The organism is Paraburkholderia sp. SIMBA_053 (assembly GCF_046534895.1).
In the GTDB taxonomy this organism is placed as follows: domain Bacteria; phylum Pseudomonadota; class Gammaproteobacteria; order Burkholderiales; family Burkholderiaceae; genus Paraburkholderia; species Paraburkholderia caledonica.
Genome location: NZ_JAWRXU010000003.1, coordinates 390,575 through 406,566 on the forward strand (window position 1 = coordinate 390,575; position 15,992 = coordinate 406,566).

The 15,992-nt window shown below is 63.9% G+C and carries 14 protein-coding genes; 3 read left to right on the forward strand and 11 right to left on the reverse strand.

What is annotated here, in order from left to right:
* Window positions 1-3: 3 nt before the first annotated feature.
* Window positions 4-1,389: an amino acid permease gene (locus tag SB753_RS13835; protein ID WP_392394276.1), complete on the reverse strand. Its 1,386-nt coding sequence runs from the start codon at window positions 1,387-1,389 to the stop codon at window positions 4-6.
* A 213-nt stretch (window positions 1,390-1,602) separates the two neighbouring features.
* Between SB753_RS13835 and SB753_RS13840 the strand changes: the two genes are divergently transcribed.
* Window positions 1,603-2,568, forward strand: coding sequence for an alpha/beta fold hydrolase (locus tag SB753_RS13840; protein WP_410800432.1), 966 nt, complete (start codon window positions 1,603-1,605; stop codon window positions 2,566-2,568).
* Window positions 2,569-2,644: 76 nt separating this feature from the next.
* Here SB753_RS13840 and SB753_RS13845 read toward each other — a convergent pair whose 3' ends face one another.
* The 9 genes from SB753_RS13845 to SB753_RS13885 form a co-directional block, all read right to left on the reverse strand.
* A complete protein-coding gene (locus tag SB753_RS13845; protein ID WP_204522334.1) occupies window positions 2,645-3,478 on the reverse strand; it encodes a M55 family metallopeptidase in 834 nt (277 codons plus the stop codon).
* The gene (locus SB753_RS13850) at window positions 3,478-4,590 is read right to left on the reverse strand and encodes a P1 family peptidase (RefSeq protein WP_410800433.1); all 1,113 of its coding nucleotides are present in this window, start codon (window positions 4,588-4,590) and stop codon (window positions 3,478-3,480) included. Before SB753_RS13850 ends, SB753_RS13845 begins: the two co-directional genes overlap by 1 nt.
* Window positions 4,587-5,492: a glutathione ABC transporter permease GsiD gene (gene gsiD, locus SB753_RS13855; protein WP_020069090.1), complete on the reverse strand. Its 906-nt coding sequence runs from the start codon at window positions 5,490-5,492 to the stop codon at window positions 4,587-4,589. Before gsiD ends, SB753_RS13850 begins: the two co-directional genes overlap by 4 nt.
* A 7-nt stretch (window positions 5,493-5,499) precedes the next feature.
* The gene (gene gsiC, locus SB753_RS13860; RefSeq protein WP_020069091.1) at window positions 5,500-6,420 is read right to left on the reverse strand and encodes a glutathione ABC transporter permease GsiC; all 921 of its coding nucleotides are present in this window, start codon (window positions 6,418-6,420) and stop codon (window positions 5,500-5,502) included.
* 110 nt (window positions 6,421-6,530) lie between these two features.
* On the reverse strand, window positions 6,531-8,093 hold the full coding sequence (gene gsiB, locus SB753_RS13865; RefSeq protein ID WP_088175231.1) for a glutathione ABC transporter substrate-binding protein GsiB: 1,563 nt from the start codon (window positions 8,091-8,093) through the stop codon (window positions 6,531-6,533).
* Window positions 8,094-8,224: 131 nt separating this feature from the next.
* Window positions 8,225-10,147, reverse strand: coding sequence for a dipeptide ABC transporter ATP-binding protein (locus SB753_RS13870; protein WP_410800434.1), 1,923 nt, complete (start codon window positions 10,145-10,147; stop codon window positions 8,225-8,227).
* 58 nt (window positions 10,148-10,205) lie between these two features.
* A complete protein-coding gene (locus SB753_RS13875; protein ID WP_410800435.1) occupies window positions 10,206-11,201 on the reverse strand; it encodes an isoaspartyl peptidase/L-asparaginase family protein in 996 nt (331 codons plus the stop codon).
* On the reverse strand, window positions 11,198-12,205 hold the full coding sequence (locus tag SB753_RS13880; RefSeq protein ID WP_410800436.1) for a MurR/RpiR family transcriptional regulator: 1,008 nt from the start codon (window positions 12,203-12,205) through the stop codon (window positions 11,198-11,200). The genes SB753_RS13875 and SB753_RS13880 overlap by 4 nt, the downstream gene beginning before the upstream one ends.
* Window positions 12,206-12,354: 149 nt before the next feature.
* A complete protein-coding gene (locus SB753_RS13885) occupies window positions 12,355-13,605 on the reverse strand; it encodes an MFS transporter (RefSeq protein WP_410800437.1) in 1,251 nt (416 codons plus the stop codon).
* Window positions 13,606-13,697: 92 nt separating this feature from the next.
* Here SB753_RS13885 and SB753_RS13890 point away from each other — a divergent pair, with 92 nt between their 5' ends.
* Together SB753_RS13890 and SB753_RS13895 are read left to right on the forward strand one after the other, a co-directional pair.
* Window positions 13,698-14,408 carry a pseudouridine synthase gene (locus SB753_RS13890; protein ID WP_408473522.1) on the forward strand — a complete coding sequence of 237 codons (711 nt, stop codon included), beginning with the start codon at window positions 13,698-13,700 and terminating at the stop codon, window positions 14,406-14,408.
* Between the two features lie 166 nt (window positions 14,409-14,574).
* Complete coding sequence (locus SB753_RS13895; RefSeq protein WP_410800438.1) at window positions 14,575-14,763, forward strand: hypothetical protein; 189 nt, start codon at window positions 14,575-14,577, stop codon at window positions 14,761-14,763.
* 142 nt (window positions 14,764-14,905) lie between these two features.
* On the opposite strand, the gene SB753_RS13900 is transcribed toward SB753_RS13895, so the two are convergent.
* Window positions 14,906-15,973, reverse strand: a complete 1,068-nt coding sequence (locus SB753_RS13900) for an NAD-dependent epimerase/dehydratase family protein (protein ID WP_088175227.1) — start codon at window positions 15,971-15,973, stop codon at window positions 14,906-14,908.
* Between the last annotated feature and the right edge of the window lie 19 nt (window positions 15,974-15,992).

Below are 15,992 nucleotides of genomic sequence, written 5' to 3' on the forward strand. Positions count from 1 at the left end.
CTCCTAGCGTCCCACCACCCGCGCGGCAACATGCGCCGCCGCGCGACGACGCTTGAACGCATAACCCGCCCACATCACCACGAGCCACACAGGCACGAGCAGCACCGACACCGACAGGCCGGGGGTCATCGCGAGAATCACGAGGATCAGCGCCATGAACGCGAGGCAGATCCAGTTGCTGACGGGAAACCAGAACGACTTGAAGACGAGTGTCTCGCCCGCTGCGACCATCGCCCGGCGCGACTTCAGATGCGTCAGGCTGATCAACGCCCAGTTCAGCACAAGTGCAGCGACGACGAGCGCCATCAGCAAGCCGAGCGCCTCGGCGGGAATGAGATAGTTGACGATCACACAGGTGAACGTGGCGAGCGCCGATAAGCCGATCGCCATATACGGCACACCGCGCCGGTCGACCTTCATCAGTGCACGGGGCGCATTGCCCTGTTCCGCGAGACCGTACAGCATGCGGCTATTCGCATAGACGCCGCTGTTGTACACGGACAGCGCCGCGGTCAGCACCACGACGTTCAGCACATTGGCGGTCAGCGTCGAACCGATCTGCGAAAAGATCATCACGAACGGGCTGCCGCCGGCCGCGACTTCGTTCCACGGATACAGCGACAGCAGCACCGCGAGCGAGCAGATATAAAAAATCAGGATCCGGTAGATGACCTGATTCACGGCCTTCGGAATGCTCTTTTGCGGCTCGTCAGCTTCGGCCGCGGTAATGCCGATCAGTTCCAGCCCGCCGAACGAAAACATGATGACCGCGAGCATCGTGAAGAGTCCGTGGAACCCATGCGGGAAAAATCCGCCATGGCTCCAGAGATTGCTGATCGACGCTTGCGGCCCGCCATGCCCGCTGACAAGCAGATAGCCGCCGAACAGGATCATGCCGATGACCGCCACGACCTTGATGATCGCGAACCAGAATTCCGTCTCGCCGTACGCCTTGACGTTCGCGAGGTTGATCGCGTTGATGCCAGCGAAGCACACCAGCGCCGACACCCACGTCGGCACACCGGGCCACCAGTAGTGAACGTATGTGCCGACCGCCGTCAATTCGGCCATGCTGACGAGCACGTACAGCACCCAGTAGTTCCAGCCAGACAGAAAGCCGGGAAAGTCGCCCCAATACTTGTACGCGAAATGGCTGAACGAGCCGGCCACGGGTTCCTGCGCGACCATTTCGCCCAACTGCCGCATGATCATGAACGCGATGATGCCGCCAATTGCATAGCCGAGAATCATCGAAGGGCCCGCGGCCTGCAATACGCTTGCCGAGCCGAGAAAGAGTCCCGTGCCGATCGCGCCGCCCAATGCGATGAGCTGGATGTGGCGGTTCTTCAGCCCGCGCTTCAAGCCGTCTTGCTGTAGTGCATTGTCCAAATTGCGCCCCAGTGTATGGATTTCGATCGCCCGACCGGACTTGTGGTCCGCCCCGGCAGAACCGAAAATTTTACCTCGGCCGATATTGCCCAAATACTGGTACCAACCCGCGCTTTGTTTCGCACCGCACCGGCACGGGAGGATAGCGGTTGTCACTGCCGCGCCGCTTCTGTATGTTGCCGTAGTCGGGTTCGATGCCTGAGGAGATGCAACATGTCGCCCAAACACCTGTTTTGCGCCGCGGTCCTTTGTCTCGGTTTCGAAAGTTTCGGCGTCTTTGCGCAACACGTCGCACAGAACACGGCACCTGCAGCCACGCCACCTGCGGCACCGGCCGCGGAGCGCACGCCCGAACCCGCCCAGTCCGCCGAGCCGGTTGCTCCGCCGGCAGCCGAAGCCACACCGTCTACAGCGCCTTCCGCCGCTTCCGGGGCGCCCGCTCCAGCCTCGGCCGCCAAGCCCGCCATCGCGACGATGACAGGGCCCGTGCGCAATGTCGTGCTGGTTCACGGTGCGTTCGTCGACGGCTCGAGCTGGAACGGCGTCGTCGCGAAGTTGCAGCAGAAGGGCTACCACGTGAGTTCGGTGCAAAACCCGCTGACCTCGCTCGCCGACGACGTCGCCGCGACACGTCGCGTGCTTGCTCGTCAGGAAGGCCCGACGATGCTCGTCGGCCACTCATGGGGCGGCGTCGTGATTACCGAAGCGGGGGCGAATGCGCCGAACGTCGCGGGGCTCGTGTACATCGCGGCAATCGCGCCCGATCTGCACGAGTCGACAATGGACCTGCTGAAGCGCGCCGCGCCCATGCCCTCGGGTCAGAGCATCATCAAGGACGCGAGCGGTTTTCTGTGGTTGGACCGCAGCAAATACCACGCCGACTTCGCCGCCGACGTCCCCGAAAACCTGACGCGTGTGCTGTCCGCCGCGCAAGTACCGATCGCCGCTAGGGCTTTCGGCGAAACGGTGAGCCAGGTCGCGTGGAAAGAGAAGCCGTCGTGGTACGTGGTGACGACAAAAGACCGCGCAGTGTCGCCGGACGTCGAGAGATTCATGGCCGAACGGATGGGCGCGAAGATCGTGCCGATGGCGTCGAGCCATCTCGCGCCGGTGTCGCATGCGGGCGCGATTGCCGACGTGATAGACCGTGCCGCGCGCGAATTGAGCAGGCAGCAGTAGTACAGCCGTTCAATGACTCGCGGCGCGTCCCGCAACACAAATGCAAATGCAAGACGCAAGATGCAGAACGCAAACGCTAGCGCAGCATGAACGACATCGCGGATAAACAGTTGAGCATGCGCACCGCATGTTCAGCCGATTCCGCGCCAAAGCGCAATGTGACGGCATCGACACGCGTGAGAGCCGGCCACTGGCAAAACAGATCGGCTAGCGCGCTCGTCTGCACGCGCAGTTCGCACTCGACAGGCTTGGCCGCGCCGCGCGTAGCTTGCGGAGGGTGACCGTTGGCGAGATGCTGCTGCACCACCTCGCGTGCAGCGCTTTCGATAGCTGCGCGAGCGCTGGCCGGCGACTGCGTGACGCCGCTCGCGTGTCCGGTTGCACTCTTCGACACGACAAAGCGCGCGCCGGGAAAGCGCGGCGCGGTTTCGTCGGCGAAAACGTCGTCGCCGGATAAAAGCGCTACCTGTGCGCCATATTCTTCCGCCAGCGCGCCGTAAAGCCCCGCCTCGCCCACCTCTTCCCCGTTCAGCGACACGCGTGCAAACGCGAAACTGTTGATGGTGTGCGCGAGGATGCCGCGCGTTTGCGACATTGCGTGATACCCGATCATGAAGACCAGCGCGGCGCCGTATTCCAGACCAGCCATCATGCCGAGCGTGCGCGGCTTGCCAAGCACCACCTGAGCTCGCGGGTCGAGCAGGTCGGGCAGCAGATTGCGAAACCCGCCGTGCGAATCGTTGACCCACACTTGAGTCGCGCCGCCGGCAAACGCACCTTCAATCGCCGCGTTCGCTTCGAGCGTCATCCAGCGGCGCGCAGCTTCGTATTCGCCGTTGCCCGCGCGCGTTTGTTCGGGATGGAACACGCCGGCAATCCCTTCGATGTCGGCGGAAATAAGGACTTTCATCAGGACTTTCTTTTCAGTAAATGCGCGAGGTCGGGAGCGCTCTCGCCCAGTGATAAACGTCGATGCCCATCGCGGCCGGTCACGGACTCCGCGCTCCACAACGCATCGAGAATCGCCTGTTCGACGCTGTCGGCGCAGGCGCGAAAGAGCGGGTCCATGTGTTGATCGGCGAGCAGAGGCGGGAGCGCGATGAATTCGGCGATATGCGGCACCGTATAAGCCGTTGAAAAAGCGAGCGCAATATCGCCGCTACCGTGACCATAGACGGAACCCGTGCGCGCAAGACCCGCGGCCGCGCGCAACGAAAGGCGCTCGAGTTGACGCGCGTCGAGCGGTGCATCGGTTGCGACGATCATGATGATCGAGCCTTGCTCGGGCTTCGCGACGTCCGCACGTTTGCCAGCCGATTCCGCCTTCTCTGTTGCCGCACGCCCGGCAAGAATTCGCCCGAGCGGAGTACCGTCGACAATCAGCATCGGCAAACGGCCGAAGTTGGCGAGCACGAGCGCGCCCACTGTGTATTCACGTTGACCGATCCGCACCACACGCGAAGCGTTGCCAATGCCGCCCTTCAGATCGAAACACGACATGCCGCGCCCCGCTCCGACCGACCCGCTCGCAACGCTCGTACTCGCCGCGTCGTATGCCTCATTGAAGTGCTGCTCGCCGACGGCTAACGCCTGGATATCGTTCAGGTATCCGTCGTTGCATTCGAACACCAGCGGATTAACGGTCGGCCACTCGCGGCCGATGCCTGGATTGGCGCGTATGGCCGCGCGAATCTGCGCCTGCGCTACAGCACCCACGCCGAAAGTATTGGTCAGCGCGATAGGCGTTTCGAGCGTGCCCAGTTCTTCCACCTGCACGAGGCCCACGCTCTTGCCAAAGCCATTGATCACCGACGCCGCCGCCGGCACCTTGTCGAGAAACGGATCACCCGCATGCGGACGAATCACGGTCACGCCGGTTTGTAGCGCGCCTTCATCGAGCGTGCAGTGTCCGACGCTCACGCCATGCACGTCGGCAATCGTGCCCAGCGGGCCGCACTGCAACTCGCCGATATGCGGCACATCCGGCAACTTGTGCAAACCCGGCAACTGCGTCGAACTCATGGGCGATCGAGCTTCGGATCGAGCGCATCGCGCAAGCCGTCACCCAGCAGATTGAAGGCGAGCACGGTCAGGAAGATCGCGAGACTCGGAAACAGCGCGATATGCGGAGCCGTGACCATATCCGCGCGTGCTTCGTTGAGCATTGCGCCCCACTCGGGCGTTGGCGGTTGAGCGCCCAGTCCGAGAAACGACAGACTAGCGGCGGTGATGATCGAGGTGCCGATACGCATCGTGAAGTACACGACCACCGACGAGATCGTGCCCGGCAAGATATGACGCACGATAATGGTCCAATCCGATGCGCCAATGCTACGCGCCGCTTCGATATACGTTAGCTGCTTGAGCATCAGCGTATTGCCGCGCACGAGCCGCGCGAAGGCTGGAATGCTGAAGATCGCCACCGCGCAGATCACGTTGATCATGCCGTTGCCGAGAATCGCGACCACGCCGATTGCAAGCAGAATGCCGGGGAAAGCGAACAGCACGTCGGCCACGCGCATGGTGATGCGATCCCACCAGCCTTCGTAGTAGCCCGCGAGCAGTCCGAAGAATGTGCCGATCACCGCGCCGATCGCTACGGACAAAAAGCCGGCTTCGAGTGAAATACGTGAGCCCGCGAGAATGCGGCTGAAAATATCGCGGCCCAATGAATCCACGCCGAACCAGTGCGCGGCTGAAGGCCCCGCATTCAACGCGTCGTAGTCGAAGAAATTCTCAGGGTCGTAGGGCACGATATGCGGCGCGGCAATCGCGATCACGACCAGCAGCAACACGAAAATACCCGCGGCGAGCGCGACGTGCTGCTTGCGAAACTTGCGCCAGAACTCGCTCCATGGCGTGCGGATCGCGCGCTCAGCGCCGGAAGGTTTGGCCGCGTCGGGCCCGGTGGCTGTCGTGCTCATGCAGGCCTCACTTGAAACGGATGGTCGGATTGATCACGGCGTACAGCACGTCGACGACCAGATTGATGATGATGAATTCGAGCGAGAACAGCAGCACCTCGGCCTGAATCACCGGATAGTCGCGCATCGACACCGCATCCACCAGCAAGCGCCCGAGGCCCGGCCAGTTGAAGACGACCTCGACCACGATCGAGCCGCCGAGCAGAAAGCCGAATTGCAGACCCATCATCGTGACGACGGGGATCATTGCGTTACGCAGACAGTGTTTGACGATCACGAGCCGCTCGGGCACGCCCTTCGCGCGTGCGGTGCGCACGAAGTCCTCGTTCATCACTTCGACGAACGATGCGCGCGTGAAGCGCGCCATCACCGCGGCGACAGCCGCACCAAGGGTGAGCGAAGGCAGTATGTAGCTCTGCCACGAGCCGTCGCCGACAATGGGCAGCCAGCCGAGCTTCACCGAGAAAATCTCCATCAGCAGCATGCCGAGTGCAAATGCGGGAAAGGAAATGCCCGACACCGCGAGCGTCATGCCGAGCCGGTCAGGCCAGCGGTTACGCCACACCGCCGACACGATGCCGATGCCCATGCCCATCACGACCGCCCACACCATGCTTGCGAGCGTGAGCAGCAGCGTCGGCATGAAACGCTCGCCGATCTCCTGGCTAACGGGCCGCTTGCTGCGCGTGGACGTGCCGAAATCGCCGTGCGCGATCTTCACGAAGAAGTGCGCGAACTGCTGCGGCATCGGCTTGTCGAGTCCGAGGTCGGCGCGCACCAGTGCGACGGTCGCTTCGTCGGCATCGGGACCGGCGGCGAGCCGCGCCGGATCGCCCGGCAAAAGATGCACGAACAGAAAGACCAGCACCGCGACGATAAAGAGCGTCGGCAGCAGGCCAAAGAGACGTTTGACGAGGAAGTTCAGCATTGAAGCTCAATCCGGCAATGAAGCGGGCAACGAGGTGTTATGTAGGGCAGCGATACGGAGGGCGACGCTGCATGTCCTGATGCAACAGGCAGCGCCGCAAGGTCAACTCATCACTTGACCGCGATCTCGTCGAAATTGAACGAGCCGTCCGGCGCGACATAAGCACCCGACAGACGCTTGCTGCGCGCATACACGACCTTTTCCTTGACGAGGAAAATCCACGGCGCGTCGGCCCAGATGCGTTTTTGCGCGTCCGTGTAAAGCGCTGCCTTCTGCGTGCGATCCGTGGTTTCGAGCGCCTGCTTCAGGTCGCCGTCGACCGTATCGTTCTTGTAGTAAGCGGTATTGACCATTTTCGGCGGGAACGAGACCGACGCGAGCAGCGGCGTGATCGCCCAGTCGGCTTCGCCTGTGGACGACGACCAGCCGGCGTAGTACATGCGCACCGGCGCGGTCGCCGCGTCTTGCGCACTTTCCACCTTGGCTACGCGCTGGCCGGCTTCGAGCGCCTCGACCTGCGCCTTGATGCCGACTTGCGCCAGTTGCTGCTGCACGAACTGGATGACCTTCTGCGCAGTCGAGTAGTTATACGCGGACCACAGCGTGGTTTCGAAACCGTTCGGGTAACCCGCTTCCTTCAGCAACGCGCGAGCCTTTGCGGGATCGTACGGCCAGGGCCCGAGCTTCACCGCGTAGTCCACGCCTTGCGGCACGACGCCGTCGGCAGGCGTTGCATATCCGGCGAACACGACCTTGGTCAGCGCCTCCTTGTTGACCGCGTAGTTCAGCGCCTCGCGCACCTTCGGATTGTCGAACGGCTTCTGATTCATGTTCAGGCTGATGTAGCGCTGAATGATTGACGGCGACGCGATCAGATCGACCTTCGGGCTCGACTGCAATTGCGCGGCCTGCTCGAACGGCACCTGAAACGCGAAGTCGGCTTCGCCCGTGCGCATCAGCGCGGCGCGCGTGTTGTTGTCGACCACCGGCTTCCAGTCGATCGCGTCGACCTTCGGATAGCCCTTCTTCCAGTAGCCGCCGAACTTCTTCACCGTCAGGTCACCTGCCGGGTCCCACTTCACGAATTCGAACGGGCCCGTGCCGACCGGATGGAACGCAATGTCCTTGCCGTACTTCTTCAGCGCGTCCGGCGAAATCATCACCGCCGACGGATGCGCAAGCACGTTGACGAAGGCCGAGAACGGCGCCTTCAGCGTGATCTTCACCGTGTACGGATCGACCACTTCCGTCTTCTCGATGCGGTTGAACATGTTGTAACGCTTCAGCTTGTTCGCCGGATCCGTCACGCGGTCGAAGTTAGCCTTGACAGCGGCGGCATTGAAGTCGGTACCGTCCTGGAACTTCACGCCGTGGCGCAGCTTGAAGGTGTAGACGCGCGCGTCCGGGCTCGCTTCGTAGCTATCGGCGAGCACGTTGACGAGCTTCATGTCCTTGTCGAAGCCGAAGAGCCCCTGGTAGAACGACTTCGCTACGGCTTGCGACAGCGTGTCGTTCGCATCGTACGGATCGAGCGTGGTGAAGGTCGAGGCGACGGCCATCACCGCGGTGGTTTCGGCGTGCGCCATATTGCCCGCGAGCATCGCGAACATTACCGCGCCGCCGCTGATCAGCGCGCGCAAACGGAACGTGGAAGACGGGACCGGCAGGTTCATGAGTGTGCTCCAGGCTGCGAAAATGAAATGGTTTAAGTTGCTGCGAGACGATTTGCTTTAAGTTGCTTTGAGTTGCTTTACGTTGCTGCATCGGGTTTTCTGTCCGGCTTGTTGTCCGGCTTTGTTGCCGTTCAATACGCGCCGCCGACGCGATGTTGTGCGACGAAGTGCCCCGGCCCCACAGCGACGAGCGGCGCCACGGCCGGTTCATCGTTCAATGAGCGGATCGGGCTCGGGATTTCATCGGCGGCGAGCATCCGTTTCGCGTGACGTCGCGCGGGATCGGCAACGGGCACCGCGCCCATCAGCTTTCTCGTGTACGGATGCTGCGGCGCTTCGAACACTGCGCGGCGCGGACCGATCTCGACGATCTGGCCGAGGTACATCACTGCAACGCGATGACTGACGCGCTCCACGACCGCCATGTCGTGCGAGATGAACAGATACGCGACGCCGAGCTCGCGCTGCAGATCGAGCATCAGATTGACGATCTGCGCCTGCACGGAGACGTCGAGAGCAGAAACGGATTCGTCGGCAATCACGACTTTCGGATTTAGCGCGAGCGCGCGCGCAATCGCGATGCGTTGCCGCTGGCCGCCGGAAAATTCATGCGGGTAACGGCGCGCGGCTTCGGGCGGCAAGCCCACTTTTTCGAGCAGCCACGCGACCCGCGCCTGCGCCTCGGCGCCTTGCGCGACGCCGTGCACGAGGAGCGGCTCCATGATCGAGAAGCCAACCGTCAGCCGCGGGTTGAGCGACGCAAACGGGTCCTGAAAAATAAACTGGATATCGCGACGCAGTGCCTGCAACGCAGGTCCTGTGAGCGAGCTGATTTCCTTGCCGTCGAACTCGATCGAACCGCTCTGACTTTCCACGAGCCGCAACAGCGAGCGGCCCGTGGTCGACTTGCCGCAGCCCGACTCGCCGACTAGCGCGAGCGTTTCACCCGGCCGCAGATCGAAACTAACTTTTTCGACTGCATGCACGCGGCCCGTCAGGCGGCCAAAAAGCCCGGTCCTGACCGGAAAGCGCGTGACCAGATCGCGCACGCGCAGAATCGGCGGCGTGCTTTCGTCGACATGCGGTTGCGCTTCCTTCGCGACAGAGGCTGCCGGGCGCACGGGTTCATCGGCACCGCTCGCGCCCGCCTGCTCGACCGTCAGGATCGGAAATTTCGCGGGTTGATCGGTGCCTTGCATTGCGCCCAAACGCGGCACGGCGGCGAGCAGCGCCTTCGTATAAGGATGCGAGGGCGCCGCGAAGAGCGCGTCCGACGCACCCTCTTCCACCTTCTCGCCGCGATACATCACCAGTACGCGGTCCGCCACTTCGGCGACCACACCCATATCGTGCGTGATGAAGATCACGCCCATGTTCATCTCGTCCTGCAAGCCGCGAATAAGTTGCAGGATCTGCGCCTGAATGGTCACGTCGAGCGCGGTGGTCGGTTCGTCGGCGATCAGCAACGCGGGCTTGCACGACAGCGCCATCGCGATCATTACGCGCTGGCGCATTCCGCCCGACAGTTGATGCGGAAACCGCGCCGCCACGCGCCGCGCCTCGGGAATGCGCACGAGTTCGAGCAGACGCAGTGTTTCCGCGAAGGCCGCCGAGCGGCTCTTGCCCTGATGCAGCGAGATCGCCTCACTGATCTGGTCGCCCACCGTGAAGACTGGATTGAGCGAGGTCATCGGCTCCTGAAAAATCATCGCGATGTCGGCGCCGCGAATCGAGCGCATCGTGCCGGACGACGCTTTCGCGAGGTCGAGCACGCTGCCGTCGCGGCGCCGGAATGCGATGCTGCCGCCGGCAAGGCGCCCACCGCCATGCTCGATCAGCCGCATCAACGCGAGCGATGTCACTGATTTGCCTGAACCCGATTCGCCTACTATCGCCAATGTCTCGCCGCGCTCGACCGTCAGCGACAGATTGCGCACCGCGTTGAAGGTGGTCTCGCCGCTGCGAAAGGCGACCGACAGGTTGTCGACTGCGAGCACGCGTTGCGTCGGCAGGTTTTCGGTAAGCGGGCTGGCGGTGTGCGATGAAGTCGGCACAATGATTCCTTTGAATTCGAACGCGCTAGCGGTCTTCAGCAATGTTCAGGGTAACGAACTAACGGTAGATCGCCGTCGTCGGCGCCTCGCCAATACGCGCGAAACCGCGGTACATACCCTCGGTATTGAACGGCAACGCGATATTGCCGAGTGCGTCGACGGCGATCAGGCCGCCGCGGCCGTCGATCTTCGGCAGGCGGTTCATCACGACGTCGTGCGCGGCTTCCTGCAACGACACGTTGCGGTAGGCCATTTGCGCGGCGACGTCGTAAGCCGCGACCATGCGCATGAACATTTCGCCCGAGCCGGTGGTCGAGACCGCGCAGGTTGCGTCGTCCGCATAGCACCCCGCGCCGATCAGCGGCGTATCGCCCACGCGCCCGACCTGCTTGTTGGTGACGCCGCCCGTCGACGTCGCCGCCGCAACGTGGCCGTGCCTGTCGAGTGCGACCGCGCCGACAGTGCCGAACTTGCGATTCGGATCGATCGGCTCGTGCGGCATGGGATCGCTGTTGTCTGTAGCCGACGGCGACGCGGCGAGCGTCGCGCCGTCGTGATCGAGCACTGCGCGCTGCTGATCGCGTGCGAGCAGCCATTGACGATGACGCGCCTCGGTATCGAAGTACTGCGGTTCGACGAATTCGAGTCCCTGCGCGGCCGCGAAACTTTCCGCGCCTTCGCCGGTGAAGAGCACATGTTCGCTGCACTCGAGCACGCGGCGCGCGGCCAGAACCGGATTGCGCACGCGCTTCACACAGCAGATCGCACCGGCCTCGAGCGTGCTGCCGTCCATGATCGCCGCGTCGAGTTCATGCGTGCCCGCTGCCGTGTAGACCGCACCCCGGCCCGCGTTGAACAGCGGACAGTCTTCGAGCAACCGCACGGCCTCGCTGACTGCGTCGAGCGCGCTGCCGCCGTCTGCAAGCACGCGTTGGCCGGCGGCGAGCACCGCGTGCAGAGCGGCGTGGTATTCGGCTTCGGCACTGGCCGACAGCGACGCGCGCAGGATGGTGCCCGCGCCGCCATGAATGGCAATGACTGCGTTGTCGTTCATCGTTTGAGTTTGGATTTTGCCTGGGTGGTGCGAGGGTTCTGTACTGCGCCTACTGACGTACGCGCAGTGCGCGCCGGTTCGCGCACGGCTTCACCCGCCCCACTCGCGGATGCGGACAGCGGATCGGTGAGCCACGGCAATACGAACTCGGTAACGTCGGCGGCTGCCTTCACCGAGCGCTTCGCCCGATAGGCGACCGCGTCGCATAGCGCTTCGATCACAGCAAGAACAGCGGCATCCGCGTTCGCCGCGAGGCGGCGTTCAGAGCGCACGTATAACGAGAGATCGGCGAATTGCGCGAGCGGCGAGCGCGGTCCGTCGGTCAGCGCCAGCACCCGCGCGCCGCGAGTTGCCGCACGGCGCGCAAGTTCGATGGTGTCGTCGACATAACGCGGGAACGCGATGCCGATCACGAGATCGCCCTTGCCGCAGTTGAACAGGCGCCGCGCCGCATGCGAGGGTCCGCCGATGAACGCGAGCGATTGCACATTGTCGTGATACGCCATCAGGCCGTGCTCCATCAGCCCGGCCAGGAACGCGCTCGTTCCTGCGCCGAGCACGAACACACGCCGCGCGGCGAGGATCGCTTCGACCGCGGCCTCGGCGGCGGCGCCGTCGATCGCCGTGCGGGTCAGGTGCAGGTTGTTGGCCGCCTGTTCGAGCGACGCGTCGACCACGTCGTCGCCCGCAGCGAGCGACTCCTGCGCGCTACGCAGACGTTCGACCGGCGCGAGCGTCGCCTCGAAGCCGCGCACGAGCGCCTCACGAAACTGCGGATAGCCGTCGAAACCGAGTGCGCGGGCAAAGCGATTCGCGGTCGCTACCGACGCGCCGACCACGCTCGCCAGTTCGTCGATTCGCATGGTGGCCGCGCGGAACAGATTGGCCAGCACGTACTCGCCCATGCGCCGATGAATCGGCGTGAGCGTAGGCATGGCCGCCTCGATGCGCGCAGCGATGGCCTGCTCGGCCGGATTGGATGCAACGGACGGTTGATGAATCATGCGAGCGAAGCGGCGTGTCAGCGCGGCAGTGCGTAGAGGGTGTAAGCAAATTGGATGAAAGTATATTTACATGGAATTGGTCCGAGAAAAAATTCATTTTCATTTTTTGGGGGTTTGCCCTGGCGCTCGTCGTGTAGCGACGTTGATCTTCAGCAAGCCGTGACGCGTTCGTCGGGAATGGCCGCGAGCCGCGCCGCGGGCGACATCGCGATGATCGACGCCTGCACGAAAAAGGCCACTGCGGCGGCGATCAGGCAGGCGTCCATGTTCCAGCGCGCGCTGATCGCGGCGCCGAGCAGTGCGCCCGCCGGCCGCGCGCCATAGGTCGCGGTGCTGTTCAGCGCGGAGACGCGGCCCATCATCCGTTGCGGCGTGATGGCCTGGCGCAGCGTGGTCGAGCCGACCACCCACAGGATCGGTCCGGCGCCGAGCAGAAAGAAACTGAGCAGCGCAAGCCAGAACGACGGCGCGACGAGCGTCCCCACCATCACGAGCGACGCGAGCAGCCCGCACGACGGCCCGATCAGGAGCACACGACCGAACGCGAGGCGTCGAGCGACGGCGGGTACGGCCAACGCACCGCACACCATGCCGACGCCATACGCACCCAGCGTGATGCCTACCGCCGAGGCGCTCAGTCCCAGCCGATGCACCGCGTACGGCACATACACCGCTTGCAGCACGAAGAAGCCGAGATTGAAAAAGACGGCCGTCGCGAGCATGGGAAGCAGCAGTGAATCGCGCAATACGAAGCGCGTACCCTCGCGCAACTCCACCATGAAGTGATGCGCAGGCGTCGCCGCGCGCGACGGTTCGCGCAGTCCCGCGAGCAAGCCCACTGCGAGCGCGGACAATGCGGCCGCGCAGCCGTATGCCCATCCGGCGCCGATCCAGCCGACCAGCAGGCCGCCCAGCGCCGGCCCAGCCGAATACGCGACGCTGCGCGCAAGTTCCAGACGGCCGTTCGCGCTGGCGTACGCTTCGCGCGAGACTAGCGACGGCACGAGCGAAGGCGCGGCGACGTTGTAGGCCACTGTGCCAGTCGCGGCCACGAAGCCGAGCGCGGCGAGCAACGGCAGGCTGAGCGCATGGGTCATCAGCAGCAGAAGCACGCATAGCATGGCGACGACGCGCACGCTCTCGGCGAGCGCCATCAAGGTGCGGCGCGAGCGGCGGTCGGCCCATACGCCGAGCGGGATCGACAGCAGCAGGAAAGGCAATGTCTGCGCTGTCTGCAGAAGTCCCGTGCCGCGTGCGTCGGCGCCGAGCGCGAACACGGCGACGAGCGGCGCGGCGGCGAGGCTGATCTGCTCGGCGGATTGCGCGACGAGGTTAGACCACGCGAGCCGCTGGAAAGCGGCCGGCAAACGGACACGGGTTGAAGACGGCGAGGCGTGCATCGATGGCTCCGGCAACGAAACAGGAGCGACCATCGTGGCCGCGAACGCATCGCGGGACGCCCCGCTTCTTGCGGTGTTATTCTTCGCTCGCCATGAATCTCGAAAGCATTCTCTTCACTCAAGGCTTCGGCTCGCGCCGCCAATGCCGCGCGCTGATAAACGACGCTCGCGTGAGCATCGGCGGAACACTGTGCACCGACGCCGACGCCGATTTCCCGACTGACGATGCGTCGTTCTGCTTCAGCGTTGACGGCGTGGTCTGGCCGTACCGGGAGCGCGCGTATCTGCTGCTCAACAAGCCGGCCGGCTACGAGTGCTCGCGCGATCCGCAGCATCACCTGAGCGTATTCAGTCTGCTGCCGCCGCAGTTCGCCGAGCGCGGCGTGCAATGCGTCGGCCGGCTCGACCAGGACACCACCGGCTTGCTGCTGCTCTCCGACGACGGCAAGTTCGTCCACATGTTCACGTCGCCCAAACGCAAAGTCCCGAAGGTATATGTCGCGACAACCCGTCATGCGATCGACGACGCGCAGTTGAGCGCGCTGCGCAATGGCGTGCTATTGCACGGCGAGTCGAAGCCGGTCGCGGCGGTCGCGGCCGATGCACGCGGCGAGCACACGCTGGCGCTCACCGTGATGGAAGGCAAGTATCACCAGGTCAAGCGGATGATCGCGGCGGCCGGCAACCGTTGCGAAGCGCTGCATCGCGAGCGCGTCGGCGGACTCGCTTTGCCCGCGAGCCTCGCGCCGGGCGCGTGGCAATGGCTCGACGAAGCCGACCTCGGATCTTTACGGAGCGGGTAAACCGGTAGGTCGCGCGCAACCTTCTGACAAGATTAGGAAAGCCCTGTGCGCAGGCGCACATTTGCGCGAGCGCGCATGCGATCGACGCTGCACTGCAGCATGCTCTTCATCAGGCCGCGCCCTATACTCGTTTAAACAAAGACTACAAAGAGTTCAAGGAGCGGCCATGATCGTCCATAACGGAGTCATGCTCTCGTACGTGTTGCCGGCGTTCGTATGTGTCGGGTTGCTGGTGATCGGCGGACTGCTGATCGTCATGCGGCTGCGGCACAAATACGATCCGAATCTGATCGGCGCGTTGATCGGCGGGATGTTGTGTTTCCTGCTGCTCGAAGCACTGCCCGCGCTGACCTGAGGCACGAGGCGCGCTGCTATGCGGTGCTGTGGTGTGCCGCGCGGCGACGCTTAACGAAGTTGTCCGGCTGATGTCCGGCGGAATTTCTTTGCCGCTCTGTGTCGCCGGGCTTTTAAGGCATCGAGATACCTCTGCCGGGCCTTCACGGCGCGTCTTTACTCACTTCCCCAGCGCCTGCCGCTTCACGCAAAAAATCTTCGACGCTCGGATAGCGCAGGCGTACACCTAGCTCTTCTTTCAGGCGGCGGTTCACGAGCCGTCTCGACTCGCGCATGAACGACAGCAAGGTCGGCTCGATCTGCTCTTCAGCCTGAGCGCGTGTGATGCGCGGCGCACGTGCCAAACCGAACGCATCGGCGACGAGATCGAAGTACTCACCCATTTTCAGCGACGAGTCGTCGGACGCGTGGACCACGCGCGCCGGCCTGCCATGAGTGGCGAGGCGCACGAGGATCGCGGCGAGGTCGTCCGCATGAATGTGGTTGGTGTAGACGTCGTCGGCATCGACGAGCGCCGGCGTGCGTTTTTCAAGCCGCGCGAGCGGCAGGCGATTGGCTGCATAAATGCCCGGAATCCGCGCGATGCTCGCGGCAATCGACCCGCGAGCCGTCGCGCGTCGCAATTGCTGCTCGGCCGACACGCGGCGTTTCGCACGCGCATTGGCGGGTTCAGTGACGCGCGTCTCGTCGATCCACGCCCCGCCGCAATCGCCATAGACGCCTGTCGTGCTTGCATACACGAAGCGCAACGGCGCGCGTGAAGCGGCGGCGCGGCGAAGGCCGTCGGGTACAATATCGGCTGGTTCCGGGAGTGGCCGTGCTTGTGCCCATGAAGCGCGCGCGCGGCGCAAGCGCCCGACCGGCGCGACGGTGGCGCGGGTCCCATGCGTGCCTGACACCGCGCGAGCGCGGCGCATCGCAAGAGCTGATAGCAACGCGCGAGTGCGGCGGTCGTCGTCGCCGGTTTTCTGTGGCGGCGCCAGATGCAGCACTGTGGGCGCGAGGCCCGCGAGCCGTTTCAGGCTGCGGCGTTCGTCGAGATCGCCAACCAGCGGCGAAACGCCCGCGGCACGCAACTCGGCGGTGCGCTCCGCATGGCTTGTCAGTGCAAAGACGTGAGCGCGCTGCAACAGGGGTACGCAGCGCATGCCGACATCGCCGCAACCTACGATCAGCACGCGCGGACGGCGGAAGTTTCGTGTGGCTTTCATGGTGCACGCATTGTAGCCG

Coding starts and splice junctions, on each gene's coding strand:
- SB753_RS13840 (WP_410800432.1), top strand. CDS start 1,603: ATGTCGCCCAAACACCTGTTTTGCGCCGCGGTCCTTTGTCTCGGTTTC.
- SB753_RS13845 (WP_204522334.1), bottom strand. CDS start 3,478: ATGAAAGTCCTTATTTCCGCCGACATCGAAGGGATTGCCGGCGTGTTC.
- SB753_RS13850 (WP_410800433.1), bottom strand. CDS start 4,590: ATGAGTTCGACGCAGTTGCCGGGTTTGCACAAGTTGCCGGATGTGCCG.
- gsiD (WP_020069090.1), bottom strand. CDS start 5,492: ATGAGCACGACAGCCACCGGGCCCGACGCGGCCAAACCTTCCGGCGCT.
- gsiC (WP_020069091.1), bottom strand. CDS start 6,420: ATGCTGAACTTCCTCGTCAAACGTCTCTTTGGCCTGCTGCCGACGCTC.
- gsiB (WP_088175231.1), bottom strand. CDS start 8,093: ATGAACCTGCCGGTCCCGTCTTCCACGTTCCGTTTGCGCGCGCTGATC.
- SB753_RS13875 (WP_410800435.1), bottom strand. CDS start 11,201: ATGAACGACAACGCAGTCATTGCCATTCATGGCGGCGCGGGCACCATC.
- SB753_RS13880 (WP_410800436.1), bottom strand. CDS start 12,205: ATGATTCATCAACCGTCCGTTGCATCCAATCCGGCCGAGCAGGCCATC.
- SB753_RS13885 (WP_410800437.1), bottom strand. CDS start 13,605: ATGCACGCCTCGCCGTCTTCAACCCGTGTCCGTTTGCCGGCCGCTTTC.
- SB753_RS13890 (WP_408473522.1), top strand. CDS start 13,698: ATGAATCTCGAAAGCATTCTCTTCACTCAAGGCTTCGGCTCGCGCCGC.
- SB753_RS13895 (WP_410800438.1), top strand. CDS start 14,575: ATGATCGTCCATAACGGAGTCATGCTCTCGTACGTGTTGCCGGCGTTC.
- SB753_RS13900 (WP_088175227.1), bottom strand. CDS start 15,973: ATGAAAGCCACACGAAACTTCCGCCGTCCGCGCGTGCTGATCGTAGGT.